Source organism: Hymenobacter ruricola (assembly GCF_015694525.1).
In the GTDB taxonomy this organism is placed as follows: Bacteria; Bacteroidota; Bacteroidia; order Cytophagales; family Hymenobacteraceae; genus Hymenobacter; species Hymenobacter ruricola.
On sequence record NZ_JADQDM010000006.1, the window covers coordinates 66,165 to 84,934 of the forward strand.

At 61.3% G+C, this 18,770-nt stretch carries 19 protein-coding genes; 14 read left to right on the forward strand and 5 right to left on the reverse strand.

The genetic code is table 11. The annotated features are described in order from the left end of the window. Positions 1-6: 6 nt before the first annotated feature. Positions 7-1,047 (reverse strand): 3-dehydroquinate synthase, encoded by a 1,041-nt coding sequence (aroB, locus tag I2H31_RS13170; RefSeq protein ID WP_196293507.1) that lies wholly within the window; start codon positions 1,045-1,047, stop codon positions 7-9. 158 nt (positions 1,048-1,205) lie between these two features. On the opposite strand from aroB, the gene I2H31_RS13175 reads away from it, so the two are divergent. Beyond that, positions 1,206-1,637 carry a hypothetical protein gene (locus I2H31_RS13175; RefSeq protein WP_196293508.1) on the forward strand — a complete coding sequence of 144 codons (432 nt, stop codon included), beginning with the start codon at positions 1,206-1,208 and terminating at the stop codon, positions 1,635-1,637. A 29-nt stretch (positions 1,638-1,666) separates the two neighbouring features. After that, positions 1,667-2,104 carry a hypothetical protein gene (locus I2H31_RS13180; protein WP_196293509.1) on the forward strand — a complete coding sequence of 146 codons (438 nt, stop codon included), beginning with the start codon at positions 1,667-1,669 and terminating at the stop codon, positions 2,102-2,104. Positions 2,105-2,106: 2 nt separating this feature from the next. On the opposite strand, the gene I2H31_RS13185 is transcribed toward I2H31_RS13180, so the two are convergent. Continuing rightward, a complete protein-coding gene (locus I2H31_RS13185) occupies positions 2,107-3,234 on the reverse strand; it encodes a chorismate mutase (RefSeq protein ID WP_196293510.1) in 1,128 nt (375 codons plus the stop codon). Between the two features lie 148 nt (positions 3,235-3,382). Between I2H31_RS13185 and I2H31_RS13190 the strand changes: the two genes are divergently transcribed. From I2H31_RS13190 to lysS, 6 genes are all read left to right on the forward strand, one after another. After that, entirely contained in the window at positions 3,383-4,582 is a 1,200-nt protein-coding gene (locus I2H31_RS13190) for a proline dehydrogenase family protein (protein WP_196293511.1), read from the forward strand. A 224-nt stretch (positions 4,583-4,806) separates the two neighbouring features. Continuing rightward, complete coding sequence (locus I2H31_RS13195) at positions 4,807-5,193, forward strand: hypothetical protein (RefSeq protein WP_196293512.1); 387 nt, start codon at positions 4,807-4,809, stop codon at positions 5,191-5,193. A gap of 139 nt (positions 5,194-5,332) precedes the next feature. After that, positions 5,333-6,199 carry a hypothetical protein gene (locus I2H31_RS25805; RefSeq protein WP_394368962.1) on the forward strand — a complete coding sequence of 289 codons (867 nt, stop codon included), beginning with the start codon at positions 5,333-5,335 and terminating at the stop codon, positions 6,197-6,199. Between the two features lie 236 nt (positions 6,200-6,435). After that, entirely contained in the window at positions 6,436-8,601 is a 2,166-nt protein-coding gene (locus tag I2H31_RS13205) for a carboxy terminal-processing peptidase (RefSeq protein ID WP_196293513.1), read from the forward strand. Positions 8,602-8,839: 238 nt separating this feature from the next. Beyond that, positions 8,840-9,937 (forward strand): hypothetical protein, encoded by a 1,098-nt coding sequence (locus tag I2H31_RS13210; protein WP_230687767.1) that lies wholly within the window; start codon positions 8,840-8,842, stop codon positions 9,935-9,937. Between the two features lie 236 nt (positions 9,938-10,173). Continuing rightward, positions 10,174-11,724, forward strand: a complete 1,551-nt coding sequence (lysS, locus tag I2H31_RS13215) for a lysine--tRNA ligase (RefSeq protein WP_196293514.1) — start codon at positions 10,174-10,176, stop codon at positions 11,722-11,724. A 398-nt stretch (positions 11,725-12,122) separates the two neighbouring features. On the opposite strand, the gene I2H31_RS13220 is transcribed toward lysS, so the two are convergent. Together I2H31_RS13220 and I2H31_RS25640 are read right to left on the reverse strand one after the other, a co-directional pair. Continuing rightward, positions 12,123-12,506 (reverse strand): YtxH domain-containing protein, encoded by a 384-nt coding sequence (locus tag I2H31_RS13220; RefSeq protein WP_196293515.1) that lies wholly within the window; start codon positions 12,504-12,506, stop codon positions 12,123-12,125. 123 nt (positions 12,507-12,629) lie between these two features. Then, the gene (locus tag I2H31_RS25640) at positions 12,630-13,067 is read right to left on the reverse strand and encodes a CsbD family protein (protein ID WP_196293516.1); all 438 of its coding nucleotides are present in this window, start codon (positions 13,065-13,067) and stop codon (positions 12,630-12,632) included. A gap of 246 nt (positions 13,068-13,313) precedes the next feature. Here I2H31_RS25640 and I2H31_RS13230 point away from each other — a divergent pair, with 246 nt between their 5' ends. The 5 genes from I2H31_RS13230 (at position 13,314) to I2H31_RS13250 (ending at position 16,299) form a co-directional block, all read left to right on the forward strand. Then, entirely contained in the window at positions 13,314-13,562 is a 249-nt protein-coding gene (locus I2H31_RS13230; RefSeq protein WP_196293517.1) for a Kazal-type serine protease inhibitor domain-containing protein, read from the forward strand. 14 nt (positions 13,563-13,576) lie between these two features. Beyond that, the gene (locus tag I2H31_RS13235) at positions 13,577-14,518 is read left to right on the forward strand and encodes a GNAT family N-acetyltransferase (RefSeq protein ID WP_196293518.1); all 942 of its coding nucleotides are present in this window, start codon (positions 13,577-13,579) and stop codon (positions 14,516-14,518) included. A gap of 143 nt (positions 14,519-14,661) precedes the next feature. Then, complete coding sequence (locus I2H31_RS13240) at positions 14,662-15,033, forward strand: cupin domain-containing protein (protein ID WP_196293519.1); 372 nt, start codon at positions 14,662-14,664, stop codon at positions 15,031-15,033. Between the two features lie 37 nt (positions 15,034-15,070). Further along, entirely contained in the window at positions 15,071-15,928 is an 858-nt protein-coding gene (locus I2H31_RS13245; protein ID WP_196293520.1) for a dienelactone hydrolase family protein, read from the forward strand. A gap of 53 nt (positions 15,929-15,981) precedes the next feature. Further along, complete coding sequence (locus I2H31_RS13250; RefSeq protein WP_196293521.1) at positions 15,982-16,299, forward strand: hypothetical protein; 318 nt, start codon at positions 15,982-15,984, stop codon at positions 16,297-16,299. Positions 16,300-16,425: 126 nt separating this feature from the next. Here I2H31_RS13250 and I2H31_RS13255 read toward each other — a convergent pair whose 3' ends face one another. Then, the gene (locus I2H31_RS13255; RefSeq protein WP_196293522.1) at positions 16,426-17,976 is read right to left on the reverse strand and encodes a M28 family metallopeptidase; all 1,551 of its coding nucleotides are present in this window, start codon (positions 17,974-17,976) and stop codon (positions 16,426-16,428) included. A gap of 324 nt (positions 17,977-18,300) precedes the next feature. Between I2H31_RS13255 and I2H31_RS13260 the strand changes: the two genes are divergently transcribed. After that, positions 18,301-18,720, forward strand: a complete 420-nt coding sequence (locus tag I2H31_RS13260) for a hypothetical protein (RefSeq protein WP_196293523.1) — start codon at positions 18,301-18,303, stop codon at positions 18,718-18,720. Positions 18,721-18,770: the final 50 nt, after the last annotated feature.

Consider the following 18,770-nt stretch of genomic DNA (forward strand, 5'->3'; position numbering starts at 1 on the left):
CTACGACTACAACCGGTGGTAATAGCGCAACGACTCGGCAATTTCCGCCACCGTCACTGACTGGTCGAACACGCCGTTTCCGATGCCATTGAGCAAGGTGCAATTGATGGTGGCGCCGGAATTCTTCTTGTCCTGCAGCGCAAACTCGGCGATGGCCGTCGTTTCCATCAGCACGAAATTCAGCTTGTCATAGATTGAGAACACGAAGGTTTCGATTTTGTCCAGCTCTTCGGGACTCAGCAGGCCGCGCTGCACCGAGAGCCAGCTTTCGCACACCAGGCCGGCGGCCACGGCCTCGCCGTGCAGGGCCTCGCGGCCGGGCTGCAGCAGCAGGTAGCTTTCCAGGGCATGGCCCACGGTGTGGCCGAAGTTGAGCAGCTTGCGCGGGCCGGCTTCCAGGGGGTCCTGGGCCACGATGCGCTGCTTGAGCGCCACCGATTCCTGAATAATATCGGTCCAGTCTTCCGTGAGCCAGCCCAGGCGGCGGTGTTTATTGAAAGCGTCCGCATCGGCAATGAGCCAGTGCTTGATGACTTCGGCGTAGCCGGATTTCAGTTGGCGCGGGTCGAGGGTTTGCAGAAAACGGGGCTCAACAAACACGGCCGACGGGGCCTGAAAGACGCCTAATTGGTTTTTGAAGCCTTGAAAGTCGACGCCGGTTTTGCCGCCTACGCTGGCGTCTACCTGCGCCAGCAAGGTGGTGGGTACCTGCACAAACCGGATGCCGCGCTTGTAGAGCGCCGCCGCGAAGCCGCCCAAATCCGTGACTACGCCGCCGCCCAGGTTCACCAGCACGGCGTGTCGGTCGGCACGCTGGGCGGTGAGCTGTCCCCACACGGCATCGCAGCTGCCCAGAGTTTTGTATTCTTCGCCGGCCGGCATTTCGATGAGGCAATAATTGGCTGGCAAGTGCGGTTCGAGCAGCGGCAGGCACAGCCGAGCCGTGTTACTGTCGGCCAGCACAAACACCCGGCTCACGGCCGGCCGGTACAGAAACTCGGCCAAAGCCGGCAGGGCGGCGGGCCCGATGATGACGGAACTATCCATGGGGCAAAAGTCAGAATAAATTATTCAGGGAATTTGACCGGCGCGGAGCAACCATTCGGCGCATGGGCCGGTCAGAAGGGCAAAAGCGGGAGCAGTGGTCAACCCGTTCTTCCCTCGGTCCCGGCTTTTTGCTTCTCTCACCTTTCTGCTGTTTTGCTATGAAACGAATTTCTCACACTAACTGGCTGGCCTTTTTGCTGCTCGTCGGCGTGCTGGCTGGCTGCTCCAAGGGCTCGGTTTCGCCCCAGGAGGCGCAGGCCGACTTGCTGGTGGGCCACTGGGTACTCGCCCAAACCGACGGCGGCTTGTCGGGCCGCGTGATGCCGGCCGACCCGGCTCACCGCCAGGAGGTCGTCTTCGCGGCCGATAAGCAGGTCACGTTCCTGCTCAACGGCGCAGTGACGGGCAAAACCACTTACTCGCTTTTCCAGGCCAACTCCTACGTCAACCGCCGGCCCCAAACCTTCGTGGCGTACGGCGCCCGGACCGGCTCGGAAAAGGAGTTCATCGAGCGCGTGACCGCCACTCAATTGGTCATCGTGGAAGACTACGCCGACGGCCGCGGCTACTACTACACACGCCGTTTGTAATCCCACTCTAGCTTCAATCTAAACTGATTATGAAAAGATTTGCCTTAAATCCCCTGCTTCTCGCAGCCCTGGCCAGCGCTGGCCTGCTGGGCTGCGCCAAATCCGGCGATGCCGAGCCCGCCATTGTAGGCACGGGCATGGCCGGCACCTGGCAGCTGGTGAAAATGGAATGCGAGTGCCTGCCCGGCGTCCCCAACGAAACGGCCGTGTTCACGGACAGCACCTTTTCCGTTTCCACCAACGGCCACCTGACGGCCCAGGGCACTTACACCAGCGTGGCCGCGGTCAACACCTGCGGCATCGGCAACTCTGCCACGCCCGGCCTGCGCTTCATCGACAAGCTGCCCACGCCTGCTTACCAGCACGACGCCCAGGTTTCGCTTCAGAGCAATACGCTGGTGCTGGACTACGGTCTGCCGTGCGATGTGCCGCGCAAAACTTACCAACGCATTCAAGCCCAGCTATAGAGCTACAGCCCGGGCCCGAGGTGCTGCGTGCCGTCCACCTGCGGGCGGCCGTTGAGCACCTCGGTTTGCTTGCGGATGCTTTCGAGGTGAATGAGCTTGTAGAGTTCGGCCACAAATTTTTCGTTCACGTTGAGCTTGCCGGCCCAATGCTGGCGGGTGCTAAAAATCTCCTGCCAGCGGTCGAATTGCAGGATTTTTACGTCGTTTTCCTTCTTATACTCGGCCAATTCCTCCACCAGGGCCATGCGGCGGGCCAAGGCCTCCACGATTTCGCGGTCGGCCACGTCCATTTTCAGGCGCAGCTCTTCGGCTTTGTTGAGGTATTCGGCGTTGTTGGAAGAGCGGTAGCGGTATTTTAGCTCGTTGAGGATTTCGCCCAGGCGCGCGGGCGTCACCTGCTGCTCGGCGTCGCTCAGGGCGTGGTCCGGGTCGGGGTGGGTTTCGATGATGAGCCCGTCGTAGTCCAGGTCCAGGGCTTTTTGGGCGATGGGCAGCAGCAAGTCGCGCCGCCCGCCAATGTGGCTGGGGTCGCAAATCAGCGGGATGTGCGGGAAGCGGGTTTTCAGCTCGATGGGCAAAATCCAGGTGGGCGCGTTGCGGTAGCGGCTGGGCGCAAACGTGCTGAACCCCCGGTGGATGGCCGCCAAATCGGTGATGCCGGCCCGCTCCATGCGCTCCAGCGCGCCGGCCCAGAGGGCCACGTCGGGGTTCACGGGGTTTTTCACCATCACGGGCACGCCGGTGCCGGCCAGCGCGTCGGCCAGTTCCTGCACCGCGAAGGGGTTGACGGTGGTGCGGGCGCCCACCCACAGCACGTCGATGCCGTGGGCCAGGGCTTCTTCCACGTGGCGCGGGGTGGCCACCTCAATGGCCGTGGGGATGCCGGTTTCGGCCTTCACGCGCTGCAGCCAGGGCAGCGCCACGCTGCCCATGCCCTCAAACGAGCCCGGCCGGGTGCGCGGCTTCCAGATGCCGGCCCGGAACAGGTCGATTTTGCCCAATGCCTGGAGGCCGTGCGCCGTGGCCATCACCTGCGCCTCGGTTTCGGCCGAGCACGGGCCGGCAATGAGAATGGGCTGGCCTTTTTGGGCCAACAAGCGGGTGAAGAACGTATTAGGAGTGGGGGGCATCGGAAGGGGGCCAAATGAAAGCCGAAAGCCGGCCGGGCGTTGTAAAACCCAACAAACGTAACTCGTTTCCCCGGAACGTTGTTTAGCGTTTACCTTCGCCCGCCCTTGTCCTTTCCTTCCCAATTCCCACCACTTGACTCCCACTGCCATGTCGCCAGACGCCCCCACCCAAGCCCCGCCGATTTCCTTTGAAGACACCCGCGTGGCCTTCGCCTCGAAGTCCGATGCCCAGCTGCGCAAAGTCTACGCCCTGTTTGCGGCCATGAACAACGGCACGCTGGTCAAAACCGGCAGCGGCCTCATGAAAACGGCCCTGAAATGGGGCCTGCCCGGCACCAAGTTCCTCATCAAACACAGCATTTTTGAGCAGTTTTGCGGCGGCGAAACCATTGCCGAATGCCGCCCCGTCACGGCCGAGCTGGGCAAGTACAACATCGGCACCATCCTCGACTACTCGGTGGAGGGCGAAGGCAGCGACGCCAGCTACGACCGCACCCGCGACGAAATCCTGGCCACCATCGACGAGGCCCACCGCTCCCGCCACATTCCCTTCTCGGTGTTTAAAGTAACCGGCGTGGCCAACGTGGCCATTCTGGAGAAACTGCAGGCCGGCAAGCTGCTCACGCCCGATGAGGAAGCCGCCCACACCCGCGCCGTGGCCCGTGTGGAGGCCCTGTGCGCCCGTGCTCATCAGCACGGCGTGCGCCTGTTCGTCGACGCCGAGGAAAGCTGGTTTCAGCACACCATCGACCTGCTGACCTACGACATGATGGCCAAGTACAACCGCGAAACGGCCATCGTCTGGAACACCTACCAGCTCTACCGCCACGACCGCCTCGACGCCCTCAAAGCCGCCCACGACACCGCGGCCGAAGCGGGCTACTACATCGGGGCCAAGCTGGTGCGCGGCGCCTACATGGAAAAGGAAGCCCGCGTGGCCAAGCAGCGCGGCTACCAAAACCCCATCAACCCCACCAAAAACGCCACCGACGCGCTCTACGACGAGGCATTGCGTTATTGCATCGAACACGTCGACCGCATCAGTATTTGTGCCGGCACGCACAACGAGGCCAGTTCGCTGCTGCTCACCCAGCTCATGCAGCAGGCCGGCCTGGCGCCCAACGACCCGCGCGTCTGGTTTGCCCAGCTCTACGGCATGAGCGACAACCTCACCTATAACCTGGCCAACGCTGGCTACAACACCGCCAAGTATCTGCCCTACGGCCCCGTGGCCGCCGTGATGCCTTACCTGCTGCGCCGGGCCGACGAGAACACGGCCATCGCGGGCCAGAGCAGCCGCGAATTTCTACTAATTCAAAAGGAAATCCGGCGCCGCAAAGGGCAATAATTATGTACGACCGAAGCCCGGATTTTATACAATTACTGCTCTGAAATGGGCTGCAGCGGGTATTTATAAGGTCGACCGTAAATTTTAGGAACGATTGTGGTATGGGCAGCCGCCGCAGGGCTGGAAATTAGTAATGGCAGCATTGCAGAAATACGATGCCGCGCAGTTAAAAATTACTAATTTTCAGCCCCCAAAACGGTTTTTTGTTCATCTTATACCTTGCCATGATTGGTCGTATTCGCACGTATTTGATTCGCTATTCCCGGCTGCAAACCGGCACCGTGAGCTACCTCACGCTGGTGCAGGAAGCCGAATTGGGGCTAAATCTGGAAATTTCTCACGAAAAATCCCGGCTTAATGAAATGCTGGCCGAAATCTCCCTCACGGAGCACGAAGCCGGCCGCCCGCCGCTGAGTTGCCTGGTGAAAGTGCAAGGCTCGAAGGGCCAAGGCGATAACTTCTACAAGCTGTGTGAAAAGATGGGCATGGGCGAGTGGCGCAGCCTGAAACAGGACGAAGAATTCCTGAAAAATCTCATCAAAGACTGCCGCGAGTTCTGGCGCAACGAAGCCAACTTTCAGCAGTTTGCGCAGGGCGCGGCCGCAGATTAAAGACTGGAGCGTAGTGGCCGGAAGATGGGAAAAGTTGGAAAACTAGCGGGATGTAACCTCTACTGCGGTGGTCCCGTTAAGGTCCCCAACTAGCCGGGTAGGTTAGTTTTCTTTTCCACATTTTCAATTCCCTCCTAGCATGAATACCAACGATTCGAACAACCCGCAAAACACCGGCACCGGCGCAGGCTCCAACTACGGCACCCAGAACACGGGCACCGGCACGGGCAACAGCACCGGTCTGAGCAACGAAGGCACCAGCTACAACGCTGGCACGGGCTCTACTTCCGGTACCGGCACGTCGAGCACTTCCGGCGCTTCGCTGGGCAATACCAATAACACCACCGACGGCGACGACTTCAGCGCCACCGCTAAGGGTGCCGCCGTAGCGGGCACCGCCGGCGCCGTGGTAGGCCGCGCCATCGACGGCGTGCAGAACACGGCCGACGAAGCGGCTCACGCCGTGACCGGCCGTCCCTACGACGACACTCCCAGCTCGAACCTGACCGGCATGTTCCGCGACCGCAGCAGCGCTGAGAAGGCCTACCAGTCGCTTTCGTCGCGCGGCTACGGCAAAGACGACGTGAACCTGCTGATGTCGGATGAAACCCGCAAAACCCACTTCGGTGAAGACACCGCCCACACCGACCTTGGCGACAAAGCCATGGAAGGCGCGGGCGTGGGCTCGGCCATCGGCGGCACGGCCGGTGCCATCATTGGCGCCATCGCGGCCATTGGTACGTCGGTAGCTCTGCCCGGCCTGGGCCTGATTATTGCCGGCCCGCTGGCCGCTGCGCTGGCTGGTGCCGGTGCCGGTGGCCTCACGGGTGGTCTGGTGGGCGCCCTGGTGGGCTCGGGCATTCCCGAAGAGCACGCCGCCGAGTACGAAGAAGGCGTGAAGAACGGCGGCATTGTGATGGGCGTGAAGCCCCGCAACGCCGAAGACGCTCAGTACTTCGAAGAGGAATTCCGCCGCAACAACGGCGACAAGATTTACAAGTACTAAGTACGTCGCAGGTTCCGGCCTGCTCGTCCTGAAAAAAGCCTTTCCCGTCTGGGAAAGGCTTTTTTGTTGCAACCTTCGCCCCCCGGCCCAAGTTCTTATCGAGTGTGCAACTGGCCACTGCGGCCGCGGGCACTTATTACACCCCCGGCAGCGTTTTTGCCGTAAGAATAAGAGGCCCGTAGTTGCATAGCACCGGCCGTATATTTGAGTTTCAACCCCGCTTTATTTCGCTGCAAATGTCTTTTTCCCGCTTGAAGGTCGGGCTGTACGCCTTTTTGGTCGCGGCCGTGTTTGTTCTGGCATCATACCGGTTGTTCCGCCGGGCCGACTCGGCAGTGCCGAGCAAGGACCAAGTGCTCATTGGCCTTATGCTGAGTGGGCTGAACTCGCAGCATTACCAGCCCGAGAAAATCGACGACGTGTTCTCGAAGCGGGTGTTCGATTTATATCTCAAGCACCTCGACAACCGCAAGCAGTTCCTGCTGGCCACCGACGTAGAACAGCTGCGCCGCTACCAGACCCAGATTGACGATGAGGTGAAGCGCGGCACGCACGAGTTCCTGGACCTGAGCACCAAGCTCATGACCGAGCGCACCAAAGAAATGCAGGCCCTCTACCGCGAAATCCTGGCCAAGCCCTTCGATTTCTCGGCGGATGAAACCCTGCAAACCGACTTCGACAAAGCCAGCTTCCCCGCCGACAAAGCTGCCCAGCGCGAGTTATGGCGCAAGCTGCTGAAGTACGAAACCCTCAGCCGGGTATCGGAAATGATGGACGCCCAGGAAAAGGCCAAAGAAGCCAAACCCAGCGGCGCCACTGCCGCGCCCAAAGCCGCTGATGCCGACGCCCCTACCGCCGCCGAGCCCGTGCGCACGCCCGCCCAAATGGAGGCCGAAGCCCGCAAGCGCGTGCTGAAATCCTACGACGAGCAGTTTGAGGACCTCGCCGACATGGACGGCAACGAGCGCCTGGCCGAGTACGCCAACACCATTGCCAATACCTACGACCCCCATACCGAATACTTTGCTCCGAAGGCCAAGGAAGATTTCGACTACGAAATGACCGGCCGCTTTGAGGGCATCGGCGCCACGCTGCGCGAGAAGGACGGCCTGATTTACGTGGACGAAATCATCCCCGGCTCGGCCTCGGCCCGGCAGGGCGACTTGAAAAAGGGCGATGCCCTACTGCGCGTGGCCCAGGGCGCCGCTGAGCCGGTGAGCATTGAAGGCTGGCGCACGGCGAAGGCCGTGACATTGATTCGGGGCAAAAAAGGTTCAGAAGTGCGCCTGACGGTGCGCAAGCCCGACGGCAGCACCAAGATTATTCCCATCATTCGCGACGTAGTGGTGGTGGATGATAAGTACGCGCAGTCGTCGGTCATCACCGATAAGGGCCAGAAAATCGGTTACCTGCGCCTGCCGGGCTTCTACGCCGACTTCAACGACAACGGCGGCCGGAGCTCGTCCGACGACGTGAAGAAGGAGCTGGCCAAGCTCAACGCCGAGGGAGTGAAGGGCGTGGTGATGGACCTGCGCTTCAACGGCGGCGGCTCGCTCACCGATGCCGTGTCGATGGCTGGCCTTTTTATGGACAGCGGCCCCATGGTGCAGGTGCGCGACGGCCAGGGCCGCACGCAGGTGCTCACCGACAACGACCCGCGCGTGCAGTACAGCGGCCCGCTCGTGATACTGGTGAACAAGTACAGCGCTTCGGCCTCCGAAATTCTGGCGGCCGCCATTCAGGACTACCACCGTGGCGTCATCATGGGCTCAACCAGCACGTACGGCAAGGGCACGGTGCAACGCATTTTCGACTTGGATGAAGCTTTGCCGGCGGAGTTGAACAGCGTGAAGCCCATCGGCTCGCTCAAGCTCACGACCCAGAAATTTTACCGCGTGAACGGTGGCTCAACCCAGTTCAAAGGCGTGGTGTCGGACATTGTGGTGCCCGACCTGTACTCTTACCTTGACCAGGGCGAAAAAGAGTCGGACTACCCGCTGAAGTGGGACGAAATTCAGCCCGCCCGCTACAAGCCCTGGGGCGACTCGCCTAACCTGGAGAAGCTGCGCGCCAACAGCAAAGCCCGCGTGGCCACCAACCCCAGCTTCAAGGTGATGGACGACATGGTGAAGAGCATGCGCAAGCGCAAGGATGAAAGCGTGGTTTCGCTCAAGCTGAGCAACTTCCGCGCCGAGCAGCAGGAATCGAAGCTGATTTCGGACCGCTACGAGGCTGCGCAAAAAACCACCACTGCCCTGGCCTTCTCGCCTCTGGCAGCCGATGTGCGGGCCGTGGGCGGCGACACTGTGAAGGTGAACCGCGCCGCCCGTTTCACCAAAGGCCTGAAAAAGGACATCACCATCGCTGAGGCCGTGGCCGTGATTCAGGATGAATTGAAGTAAGTCCGGTTCATCAAACCAGTCCACTTAGTAAAAGCCCCCGTGCCTGCTGGCGCGGGGGCTTTTTTGGCAATTACGGGGGTTGTTAACCTCCTTAGCAAACAGCCAATGAATGTTTGCAGCAAGATTTTTCACATCAGTTGTGTAACTCATTGTTTTATAAGCGAATACTTTTAGTAAATCCACCTAATTAAATTAGTAAAAAGGCAACTAAAAAGGTGGCTCCTGCTGTTTACCTGACATGAAGACTCAAGAGGAAACCCGCATCATTCCGCTCATTCCCCAGGTAGACCAAGTAGACGCTGCCGTGGATGAGCAACAGCAAAAGTTGGCTGATGAAAACTGGCGTAAATCAATTCCAGCGCAGGTTTTTCTCAACTACTTCTTTGCCATCAACTACCACATTCAGGAGAACGACGACGTGCTCGGCGGCATCCAGAACCTGCCTTTCTTCCGCAGCCACACGGCGGAGCTGAACGACGCCGACGTAGCGACGCTCACCAAGCTGCTGCACACCAGCTGGAGCACGGAATACGCCCTGCGCGCCACCGCGGAGCTGGGCGACGAGAACTTCCTGCGCAACGCCCTGCACTGGACGTTCCCGCAGGCTTACCACGCCATCCTGTCGGGCTTGCAGGCTTTCCTGTACACCACGGGGGTGCGCTCGAACAACGGCCAGCTCATCCGCCGCGAGGTGGGGCGGCTGGTGGTGAAGAATGCCTACCCGCGGCCGGTGTCGTTCTACGCGGCCGGTGCCTATGGCGACTTCAGCATTCACCGCTTGCCGTTGGCGGGCTACAAGGCCGGGCTGCACATTGCCAGCAAAGAGATTGACGCCCAGGCCCAGATTGGCCAGTTTCTGCGCACCACGCGCAAGATGAAGGCGCAGTGGACCCGCGCGCAGGTGCAAGCCAACCCCAACACGGCCATCCGCAGCCAGAAAACGGGCCGCCCGCTTGATAAGTGGACGGCGGCGCACTGGCAGCAAATTACCTGGCGCCTGGGCTACACCACCATTTTCGATTTGCTGGGCCGCCTGCGCATCTCGGAGAGCACGCGCGAGATTGAGCGCTACGTGGAGGCCGACATTGACTTCAGCTTGTTCCACGCCTCGCTGCTGAACATTGTGAGCTACCTCAACGGCATCCACGAGACTTACGTGGCCAAGGCCCTGGGCCTGGAGCGCTACCGCCAACTAGTGGCCGAGCTGCCGGTGCACTTGCAGTCGGGCTTCGTGCAGGAGCGGCTGCGCACCCGCGTCGAACCGGTGCTGGCGCCCACGCCACCCACGGCCCCGGCCATTGCCGCCGAAGGCCAGCAGTTCCGCTTGGCCGCCTAATCTGAACCACGGATTCGTGCGGATTTTTCGGATTCCACGGATTTTGTGAACGTAAATAGTTGCGGAAAGCCGCTCCGGTTTCGGAGCGGCTTTTTTCGTGCCGTACTTTTGCGGTTCACTTCTCACTTACCGCGTTGCGCTTGTTTTGGCAAGTGCACGATTCTTTCGGCTGAATCAAACGTCCACGAAATCCGTGGAATCCGAGAAATCCGCACGAATCCGTGGTTCAGACAACTATGCAGCACCTCAGCGAACAGGAACTACAGCGCCGCCACAAACTCGAAGAATTGGAAAAGCTGGGCATCGAAGCGTACCCGTCGGAACTGTTCGACGTGACGTTTTACGCAAAGGAGATTCACGATAACTACCACCCCGAGCTGAACAACTTCCAGGAAGTGGCGCTGGCGGGCCGGCTGATGTCGCAGCGCGTGATGGGCAAGGCCTCGTTTGCGGAGCTGATGGACACTTCGGGCCGCATTCAGCTGTACGTGAACCGGGATGAAATCTGTCCCAGCGAAGACAAGGAGTTGTACAACACCGTATTCAAGAAGCTGCTCGATTTGGGCGACTTTATTGGGGTGAAAGGCCGCGTGTTCAAGACGCAGGTGGGCGAAACGTCCATCCACGTCACGGAGCTGAAGCTGCTCGCGAAAGCCCTGCGCCCGCTGCCCGTGGTGAAAGAAAAGGTAGATGAGGCCACCGGCGAGAAGGTGACCTACGACGCCTTCACCGACCCCGAGCAGCGCTACCGCCAGCGCTACGTGGACCTGGCCGTCAACCCGCAGGTGCGCGACACCTTCATCAAGCGCACGCAGCTGGTGCAGTCGATGCGGAATTTCCTCAACGACAAAGGCTACCTGGAGGTGGAAACTCCGATTCTGCAGCCGTTGTACGGTGGCGCGGCGGCGCGTCCCTTCACCACGCACCACAACACGCTGGACATGACGCTGTACCTGCGCATTGCCAACGAGCTGTACCTGAAGCGTCTGATTGTGGGCGGCTTCGATGGCGTGTACGAGTTCAGCAAGGACTTCCGCAACGAAGGCATGAGCCGGTTCCACAACCCCGAGTTCACGCAGATGGAGCTCTACGTGGCCTACAAGGACTACGCCTGGATGATGGACCTGGTGGAAGAAATGGTGGAGCGCGTGGCACTGGCCCTGCACGGCCAGACGGAAGTGCAGGTGGGCGAAAACCGCATCAACTTCCAGCGGCCCTGGCAGCGCTACACCATGTTCGAGGCCATTGAGAAGTACACCGGCGTGGCCATTGGCGAGATGGACGAGGCTGCTCTGCGCGAAACCGCCGAGAAGCTGAACGTACACCTCAACCCCAGCATGGGCAAGGCCAAAATCATCGATGAAATTTTCGGTGAGCACGTGGAGCCCAAACTCATCCAGCCCACGTTCATCACCGATTACCCGGTGGAAATGTCGCCGCTGGCCAAGAAGCACCGCGACCGGCCCGGCATGGTGGAGCGGTTCGAGGCTATTTGCAACGGCAAGGAAATCTGCAACGCTTTCTCCGAACTCAACGACCCCATCGACCAGCGCAAGCGCTTCGAGGACCAGTTGGAGCTGGGCAAGCGCGGCGACACCGAAGCCATGGTGCTCGACGAAGATTTCCTGCGCGCCCTGGAGTACGGCATGCCGCCCACGGCCGGCCTGGGCATCGGCATCGACCGCCTGAGCATGATTATGACCAACTCGCACTCCATTCAGGACGTGCTGTTTTTCCCGCAGATGAAGCCGGAAGCAGTGCAGAAAGAGAAGCCGGAAAAGGAGTAGAACGTCATGCCGAGCGCCAGCGAAGCATCTTTACCGCAATAGTAAATGAATTACTTACGCGGTAAAGATGCTTCGCTGTGCTCTGCATGACGTTCTCATTATGCTTGATACGATGCCCTGAAAGTCGAAAGGCCCCACACGAAATGTCGTGCGGGGCCTTTCTTTTTTACAACCTTCTTACCCTTCAAACCGCTGTTTTCATCAGAAGCTTGCGATGGATTCGTCTGATTTTACTGCTGAGTTGTTTGACCAATTTCAGCAGAAGCTCCTACGACCGGCAATTTTACTGATACTACGTTTCGGCCTTCTTTCAAGTCGGTTGTGAGGGATTTTACGGGACAGTTACCAGCAGGTTACGCCAAGCCCGAAATTGCCATAATTATGTTACCCAGCCGGACCTACTGTTCGGTCAGGTGTTCGCGGGCATCGGTGTTGCCACCCACGGAACTGCCGTTGCCGGTGGCCAGAGTAGAGAGGTCGCCGGGCTGCACGGCGGCGTCTTCGGCCCCGGCGTCCAAGCCTTGCAGGAGGCGGTCGGCGGCTTGCTTGTCTTCGCTCACGCGGGCATTGGGGTTGGTGTGGCCGGCGGCTTCGCCACCCTGCGCTTTGGCGAGGGTGCTTTTGAGGAGCTTGCTGAGATCCCCGCCCCACTTTTTCGCCGATTCACGCAGATTGGAACGGGCGGCGTCGCCGGTTTCGGGAGCCAGCAGCAGGCCGGCCACGATGCCGGCGGTGGCGCCGGCCAGCAGCGAGAGAATGACTTTGCCTTTGTCGTCTTTCATGATTTTGCAGGAAAAGAGAAATAACTATTGATGGCCTAACGGGAAAACCAGCCCACTGGTTGGGGCAACAAAAAGCCCCGCACCTGGCGGCGCGGGGCTTTTGTAGCAAGTGGCCGGGGCGACTTACAGGTCGTTCAGCATTTTGGTGATTTCGGCTTTGCCTTTGCCGAGCTTCTCTTGCAGGCGGCCCACCAGCTGGTCGCCTTCGCCTTCGGCGTAGGTCAGGTCTTCGTCGGTGAGCTGAGCGTACTGCGATTTCAGCTTGCCTTTGGCCTCGTCCCAGTTGCCTTTGATTTTGAGGCTGCTGCCGGGCAGGGTCACGCCGAGGTCTTCGAGCTTGCCGGCGTATTCTTTGAATTTAGCTTCGAGGTCGGAGCCCAGCTTTGAGGCTTGCTCGCCGAGCTGGCCGCTGTATTTGGAGGCAACGCCTTTCCAGTTTTCGCGGGTGGCCGAGCCTTTGTCCGGGGCCAGCAGCATACCGGCGATGATGCCAGCGCCGGCACCAGCGAGGGCGGCTAAAAGTACTTTACCGGCGTTGTTGTCTTCTTCGTGGTACGACATGGTAATGGGTAATGAAGGGTGATGGGGTGAAAGATAGGCCAGTGGAACCGCGGGCCCGAACACAAAACGGTATATTTTGTTTTAGGGCCGCGAATGGTCTGGCTGCCTATACGAAGGCCAACGCTAGGGGTTGAGCTTGCCGCTAAATTTTTCCACCCCGACACGGCGGAAAAGTGCCTCTGAACCGGACGTATTGACGGTTTCGGCCCGGCCGGCGTAGATTCGCCCCCTCCCCTGCCCGGCCCGATGAAAAACGCCCTGTTTCTGTACGCTGCCCTGCTGCTGGCTGCCGCCTGCCAGCGCGCCACCCCGCCCAAAAGCGCCGCCGAGGCGTGCATCGACCCCAGCAAGGTGAAGCCCGAGGGCATCTGCACCATGCAGTATGACCCCGTGTGCGGCTGCGACGGCAAAACCTACTCCAACGCCTGCGTGGCCGGCAACGCCGGCGTGCGCACCTTCACCAAAGGCCCCTGCCCGGGGGCACCGGCCAAATAACCACCCGTCCCGCGTTGCAACCTGCCCAAGACCGTTACCGCGACTTCTGCCGCACCGCGCCCGACGTGCCGGTGTTTGCGCAGCCGTGGTATCTGGACGCGTGCCGCGAAGGCGGCGCCTGGGACGTAGCGCTGGCCGAAGAAAATGGCCGCGTGGTGGCGGCGCTGCCGTATTTCTACAAGCAAAAGGGGCCGTTTCGCTACGCGACCATGCCGCCGTTTGTGAAGTGGCTGGGGCCTTACGTGCTGCCCGAGTTTCGGGGCGTGCTGAAGAAGGAGCATTTGCTGCTGGAGGAGCTGATTAAGCAATTGCCGCCGCTGGCCGCTTTCAAGCAGAACTTCTACCCCAGCAGCACCAACTGGCTGCCGTTTTACTGGCAGAAATTCCGCCAGACCACCTATTATACCTACCGCCTCAACGGGCTGCACAACCTAGCGCAGGTGGAGGCAGGCATTAATCGCAACATCCGGCGCAACCTGCACAAGGCGCGGGAGCAGGTGACGGTAGTGCACCACTTGGGGCCCGAGCGGTTTTACGAGGTGAATAAAATGAGCTTCGACCGGCAGGGCTTGCCCATGCCCTACTCCTGGGCGCAGTTTCAGCGGCACGATGCGGCGCTGGCGGCCAACGGCGCCCGGCAGCTGTTCTTCGCCGTGGACGCGCAGGCGCGCATTCATTCGGCCGCGTATCTAATCTGGGACCAGCAGGCCGCGTATTATCACCTCTCCGGCGACGACCCGGCGCTGCGCGACAGCGGCGCGGGCATTCTGCTGATTTGGGAGGCCATTCGCTACGCCAGCGAGGTACTGGGGCTGGCTTGCTTTGATTTTGAAGGGAGCATGCTGCCGGCGGTGGAGCGCATCCGGGTGCAGTTTGGGGCGGTGCAGACGCCGTATTTCTTTGTGTGGAAGTATAATTCGCGTGCTTTTGAGCTACTGGAGAAGCTTCGACCGTAATAGCACGGTCATGTCGAGCCTGTCGAGACATCTCGCGTGAGGTAGTAAATCTTACGAGTGGATTAGTATTTCACGCGAGATGTCTCGACAGGCTCGACATGACCGTGCTATTACCTGTTTTCCTTATCACCAACTATGCAGACATGTCCGAAAAACGCTACATCCTCAACCCCACCCCTTTCATCGTACCCACCACCGACGGCAAGCTCATCGAAGAGCACGTGGGCGGGGCCAGCACCGGCACCGCGGCCTACAGCCTGGCCCACATGGTGGCCCCGCCGCACTGGAGCGAGCCCCACCAGACGCCCAGCTTCGACGAAATTACTATTGTGGTGCGGGGCCGGAAGCGGTTTGAAATCGACGGTGATGTGGTAGAGCTGCAGGCCGGGCAGGCGCTGCTGATAAAGGGCGGCGCGCGGGTGCGCTACTCCAACCCGTTTGAGGAGGAGTGCGAGTACTGGTCGATATGCGTGCCGGCGTTCAGCCCCGACACGGTGAACCGCGAGGCCGAATAACCGCCGCATTTCTCACTGCACCAGTACCTTTCGTCTCATGGACCAACGCATCATCGACCTTTTCGACGAATACACCCACGCCCCGCTGTCCCGCAAGGACTTCATGGAGCGGCTGGTGAAACTGGCCGGCGGTACGGCCCTGGCGTTTTCGGCGCTCTCGGTGCTGGAACCGGGCTACGCGGCCGCCGCCACGGTGGCGCCGGAAGCCGATGACCTCGAAACCGAAGACGTGAGCTGGCCCGGCGACGGGGCCACTGTGCGCGGCTACCTGGTGCACCCCAAGGGCAAAAAGAAGCGCGGCGCCGTGGTGGTCATTCACGAAAACCGCGGCCTGACGCCCCACATCAAGGACGTGACCCGGCGGGTGGCCCAGGCCGGCTACCTGGCCCTGGGCGTGGACGCGCTGAGCGTGGTGGGCGGCACCCCGGCTGATGAGGACAAGGGCCGGGAGCTCATTGGGCAGCTCGACCCGCTGAAGAACCTGAACAACTACTTGGCCGCCCTCACTTACCTGCGCGCCCGGCCCGACTGCAACGGCCGCACCGGCGCCGTGGGTTTCTGCTGGGGCGGCGGGCTGGTGAACCAGCTGGCGGTGCACGACCCCAAACTCGACGCCGGCGTGGCCTACTACGGCGCCCAGCCCAAGGCCGAGGACGTGCCCAACATCAAAGCCGCCCTGCTGCTGCACTACGGCGGGCTCGACCAGCGAATCAACGCCGGCATTCCGGCCTATGAGGCGGCGCTGAAGACGGCCGGCACCAGGTACGAGCTGTTCGTGTACGAGGGCGCCAACCACGCCTTCAACAACAACACCTCGCCGGCCCGCTACAACGCCGAAGCCGCCAAGCTGGCCTGGGACCGCACCCTGAAACTATTCCGGGAGAAACTGGGGTAGCCGGGCAACCGCGCCGTTTTTAGCGGCATCTTTGCGGTATCGTCCCCGCACCGATGTCGCGCAAGAAGCTACCTCTTCTTTTGGTTGCGCTGGCTTTTAAAGCCACCAGCAGCTTGGCCCAAAGCCAGCCCACGCCGGCCCGGCCGCCAGCGCCCGACCCTGACTATGAGCAGGTGACGGTGCCCGTGCCGCGCGCCGTGTCGCTGGTGACGGACGTGGCGGCGGCGCTGTTTTCGCGCAACCCCGAGGGCAAGAGCAAGGTGGAGGACATCATGGACCGGCGCCGCAAACGCTCGGAAACCGGCGACCAGAACGTGCGGCTCAGCATTCCCAGAAACGGGCTGACGCGCACGCTGGGGCTGGTGGAGTAAGAATAAACGGTCATGTCGAGCTTGTCGAGACATCTCGCGTGCCGCTACTCATCAAGTAGTTACTGCTCCGAGCGAGATGTCTTGACAAGCTCGACATGACCGTTTGTTGATTTTAATAGGCGCGCCCTACTGCGGCTTAGCCGGCGCGGGCAGGGGCTTGCGGGGCAGCTTCTGGTCGCGCATGGCGGCGTCGTACACAAAGCTGGCCACCACCACGGAAGCCTGTTTCAGGTCGTCGGCGATGAGGCGGTCGTAGGTGTCCTGGTTGGTGTGGTGGGTGGTGGGGAAATAGTCGAGGCCGTCCTGAATGAACTGGAAGCCGGGCATGCCCACGGCGTCGAAGGCGATGTGGTCGGTGCTGCCGGTGTTGCGCAGCGTCACGGTGCTGGCCCCGAGGTCGGCAAAGGGCGCGAGCCACTGCTGGAAAATGGGCGCCGCGGTTTCGTTGCCCTGCGCGTAGATGCCGCGGATTTTGCCGGCCCCGTTGTCGAGGTTGAAGTAGGCGGCCAGCTTCTCGTGCTCGGGCTTGAGCTGCATGGTGGCGGGGTCGGCAAAGTGGTTTTTCACGTAGCCGCGCGAGCCGTACAGGCCCTCTTCCTCCTCGCCCCAGAGCGCAATGCGGATGGTGCGGCGCGGTTTCAGGCCGGTGGCTTTGAGGATGCGGACGGCTTCCATCATCACGGCGCAGCCGGCGGCGTTGTCCGTGGCGCCGGTGGCGGCGTGCCACGAATCGAGGTGGCCGCCGAGCATCACCACCTCGCTTTTGAGCTTTTTATCAGTGCCCGGGATTTCGGCTACCACGTTGTAGCCCTTCAAATCCTGGGTTTGGAAGCGGGTTTTGGTTTCCATTTCCACTTCCACGGGCACGCCGGCTTCCACCAGCCGAATGAGGCGCAGCTGGTCTTCGGGCGCGGTTTCGATTTCGGGGAGCGCGGGCTTGGCATCGGCGGCGTAGGGGGCGCCGTTGCTGGTGTTGAAGGTGCCGTAGATGCCGCCGCGGGCGCTAAGCACGCCGGCGGCGCCTTCGCTTACCAGCATATCGGTCATGGCGGCGCGCAGGGCGGCCAGGATTTTGCGGCCGTCCTGCGCTACGGCGGTGCCGGGGGGCGGGGGCGGTACGGGCGCGGCCAGCTTTTTCAGGTCCTCGTCGGAGTAGCGGCGGATGGCGCCTTCGGTAGCGGGCTTGAGGGACGCGGCTACGCTCATCACCACAATTTTGTCGCGCAGCTGGCCTTTGTACTTCGCCAGGTCGGCTTCGGTGTTGGCTTTCACTACTACTATCTGCTTGCGCACGAGGCCGGGCGTGCTGGGCGTCCAGGCTTTGGGAATGCCCACGAGGGCGTGGTAGTAGGGCGCCGTCATGGCCACGTAGGATTTCTCGATGTCCCAGCCGCGGCCGAAGTCGCCCCAGGCTTCGATGTTGGCGTTCGCGAGGCCAAATTTGGTGAGTTGGGCTTTGGTCCATTCGTTGGCGCGCTTCAGGCCGTCGGAGTTGGCGAGGCGCGGGCCGTTCACGTCGGTGAGGTAGAAGGCGGTTTCCATCACCTTGGAGCGGTTCAGGCCTTCATCGCGGATTTTGGCCAGGGCCGCCGCGTCGAGCTTTTCGGTGGTTTGGGCCGCGGCGGGCGCTGCACCGGCCAACGTGCCGGCCAGGGTCAGGAGCACAAGTTTGTTCATGGCAAAGAGCGTTTGGGGAGTTTTCGCTGCCTAAGGTAAGCCAAATAGGGCGGGCCTGGGCGTGGGTATTGGACCAAAATGCCGTTGGAAAACGGCTTTTCGGCGAATGGCCGGCGATGCTTTGCGCGGCTCGGTCTGGCAATTGGGCCGGTTGGTCGGTGCCCGGCGCCTGCCGGTCCAGCCCGGGGTTTTTGGCCGCGTTTCGGCCGGTGGTTTGCAAATACCCTGGCAGGAAGAGTCGATTCCCAATCCGGAGCCCGCTGCCTGCAGCAACCGAGCCCAGCCTTTTTCACCTCCATTCCTCACCTCCTTCGCTCAGAAATCATGAAAGCTTCCTTGTTTTCCCTGCTCGCCGCCGCGGCCCTGTTCACTTCCACCGTTTCCTTCGCCGCCGAAGGGCCTTTCGACCGCCGCTACGATGGCCGCGACGACCGCAACAGCAAAGACTTCAACTACGGCTACGACCGTAACCACCGCGTCACGAATGCCGAAAAAGCCCGCTGGGAAGCCGCCCACCGCAACGACGACCGCCGCGACGACGACCACTTCGACCGCAACACCAACTACGGCTTCGACCGCAACCACCGCGTGACGGCCCCGGAGCGGGCCCGCTGGGAAGCCCAGCAGCGCGCCCAGCGCGAAGCCCAGGAACGTGCCCAGCGGGAAGCCCAAATTCGGGCCCAGCGCGAAGCCCAGGAGCGCGCCCGCTGGGAAGCTTCCCACCGCCAGTACAGCCGCCGCTAAGCCCGCGCTAGCCTAACCCCGACGTTAAAGTCCCGTTCTATTCGTTGGAA

Bases quoted from the DNA above. Each gene is read 5' to 3' on its own strand.
- I2H31_RS13195 (WP_196293512.1), top strand. From the start codon at position 4,807: ATGATTGGTCGTATTCGCACGTATTTGATTCGCTATTCCCGGCTGCAA.
- I2H31_RS13245 (WP_196293520.1), top strand. From the start codon at position 15,071: ATGGACCAACGCATCATCGACCTTTTCGACGAATACACCCACGCCCCG.
- I2H31_RS13250 (WP_196293521.1), top strand. From the start codon at position 15,982: ATGTCGCGCAAGAAGCTACCTCTTCTTTTGGTTGCGCTGGCTTTTAAA.
- I2H31_RS13220 (WP_196293515.1), bottom strand. From the start codon at position 12,506: ATGAAAGACGACAAAGGCAAAGTCATTCTCTCGCTGCTGGCCGGCGCC.
- I2H31_RS13210 (WP_230687767.1), top strand. From the start codon at position 8,840: ATGAAGACTCAAGAGGAAACCCGCATCATTCCGCTCATTCCCCAGGTA.
- I2H31_RS13230 (WP_196293517.1), top strand. From the start codon at position 13,314: ATGAAAAACGCCCTGTTTCTGTACGCTGCCCTGCTGCTGGCTGCCGCC.
- I2H31_RS13175 (WP_196293508.1), top strand. From the start codon at position 1,206: ATGAAACGAATTTCTCACACTAACTGGCTGGCCTTTTTGCTGCTCGTC.
- I2H31_RS13240 (WP_196293519.1), top strand. From the start codon at position 14,662: ATGTCCGAAAAACGCTACATCCTCAACCCCACCCCTTTCATCGTACCC.
- I2H31_RS13190 (WP_196293511.1), top strand. From the start codon at position 3,383: ATGTCGCCAGACGCCCCCACCCAAGCCCCGCCGATTTCCTTTGAAGAC.
- I2H31_RS13255 (WP_196293522.1), bottom strand. From the start codon at position 17,976: ATGAACAAACTTGTGCTCCTGACCCTGGCCGGCACGTTGGCCGGTGCA.
- I2H31_RS25640 (WP_196293516.1), bottom strand. From the start codon at position 13,067: ATGTCGTACCACGAAGAAGACAACAACGCCGGTAAAGTACTTTTAGCC.
- lysS (WP_196293514.1), top strand. From the start codon at position 10,174: ATGCAGCACCTCAGCGAACAGGAACTACAGCGCCGCCACAAACTCGAA.
- I2H31_RS13180 (WP_196293509.1), top strand. From the start codon at position 1,667: ATGAAAAGATTTGCCTTAAATCCCCTGCTTCTCGCAGCCCTGGCCAGC.
- I2H31_RS13260 (WP_196293523.1), top strand. From the start codon at position 18,301: ATGAAAGCTTCCTTGTTTTCCCTGCTCGCCGCCGCGGCCCTGTTCACT.
- I2H31_RS13205 (WP_196293513.1), top strand. From the start codon at position 6,436: ATGTCTTTTTCCCGCTTGAAGGTCGGGCTGTACGCCTTTTTGGTCGCG.
- I2H31_RS25805 (WP_394368962.1), top strand. From the start codon at position 5,333: ATGAATACCAACGATTCGAACAACCCGCAAAACACCGGCACCGGCGCA.
- aroB (WP_196293507.1), bottom strand. From the start codon at position 1,047: ATGGATAGTTCCGTCATCATCGGGCCCGCCGCCCTGCCGGCTTTGGCC.
- I2H31_RS13185 (WP_196293510.1), bottom strand. From the start codon at position 3,234: ATGCCCCCCACTCCTAATACGTTCTTCACCCGCTTGTTGGCCCAAAAA.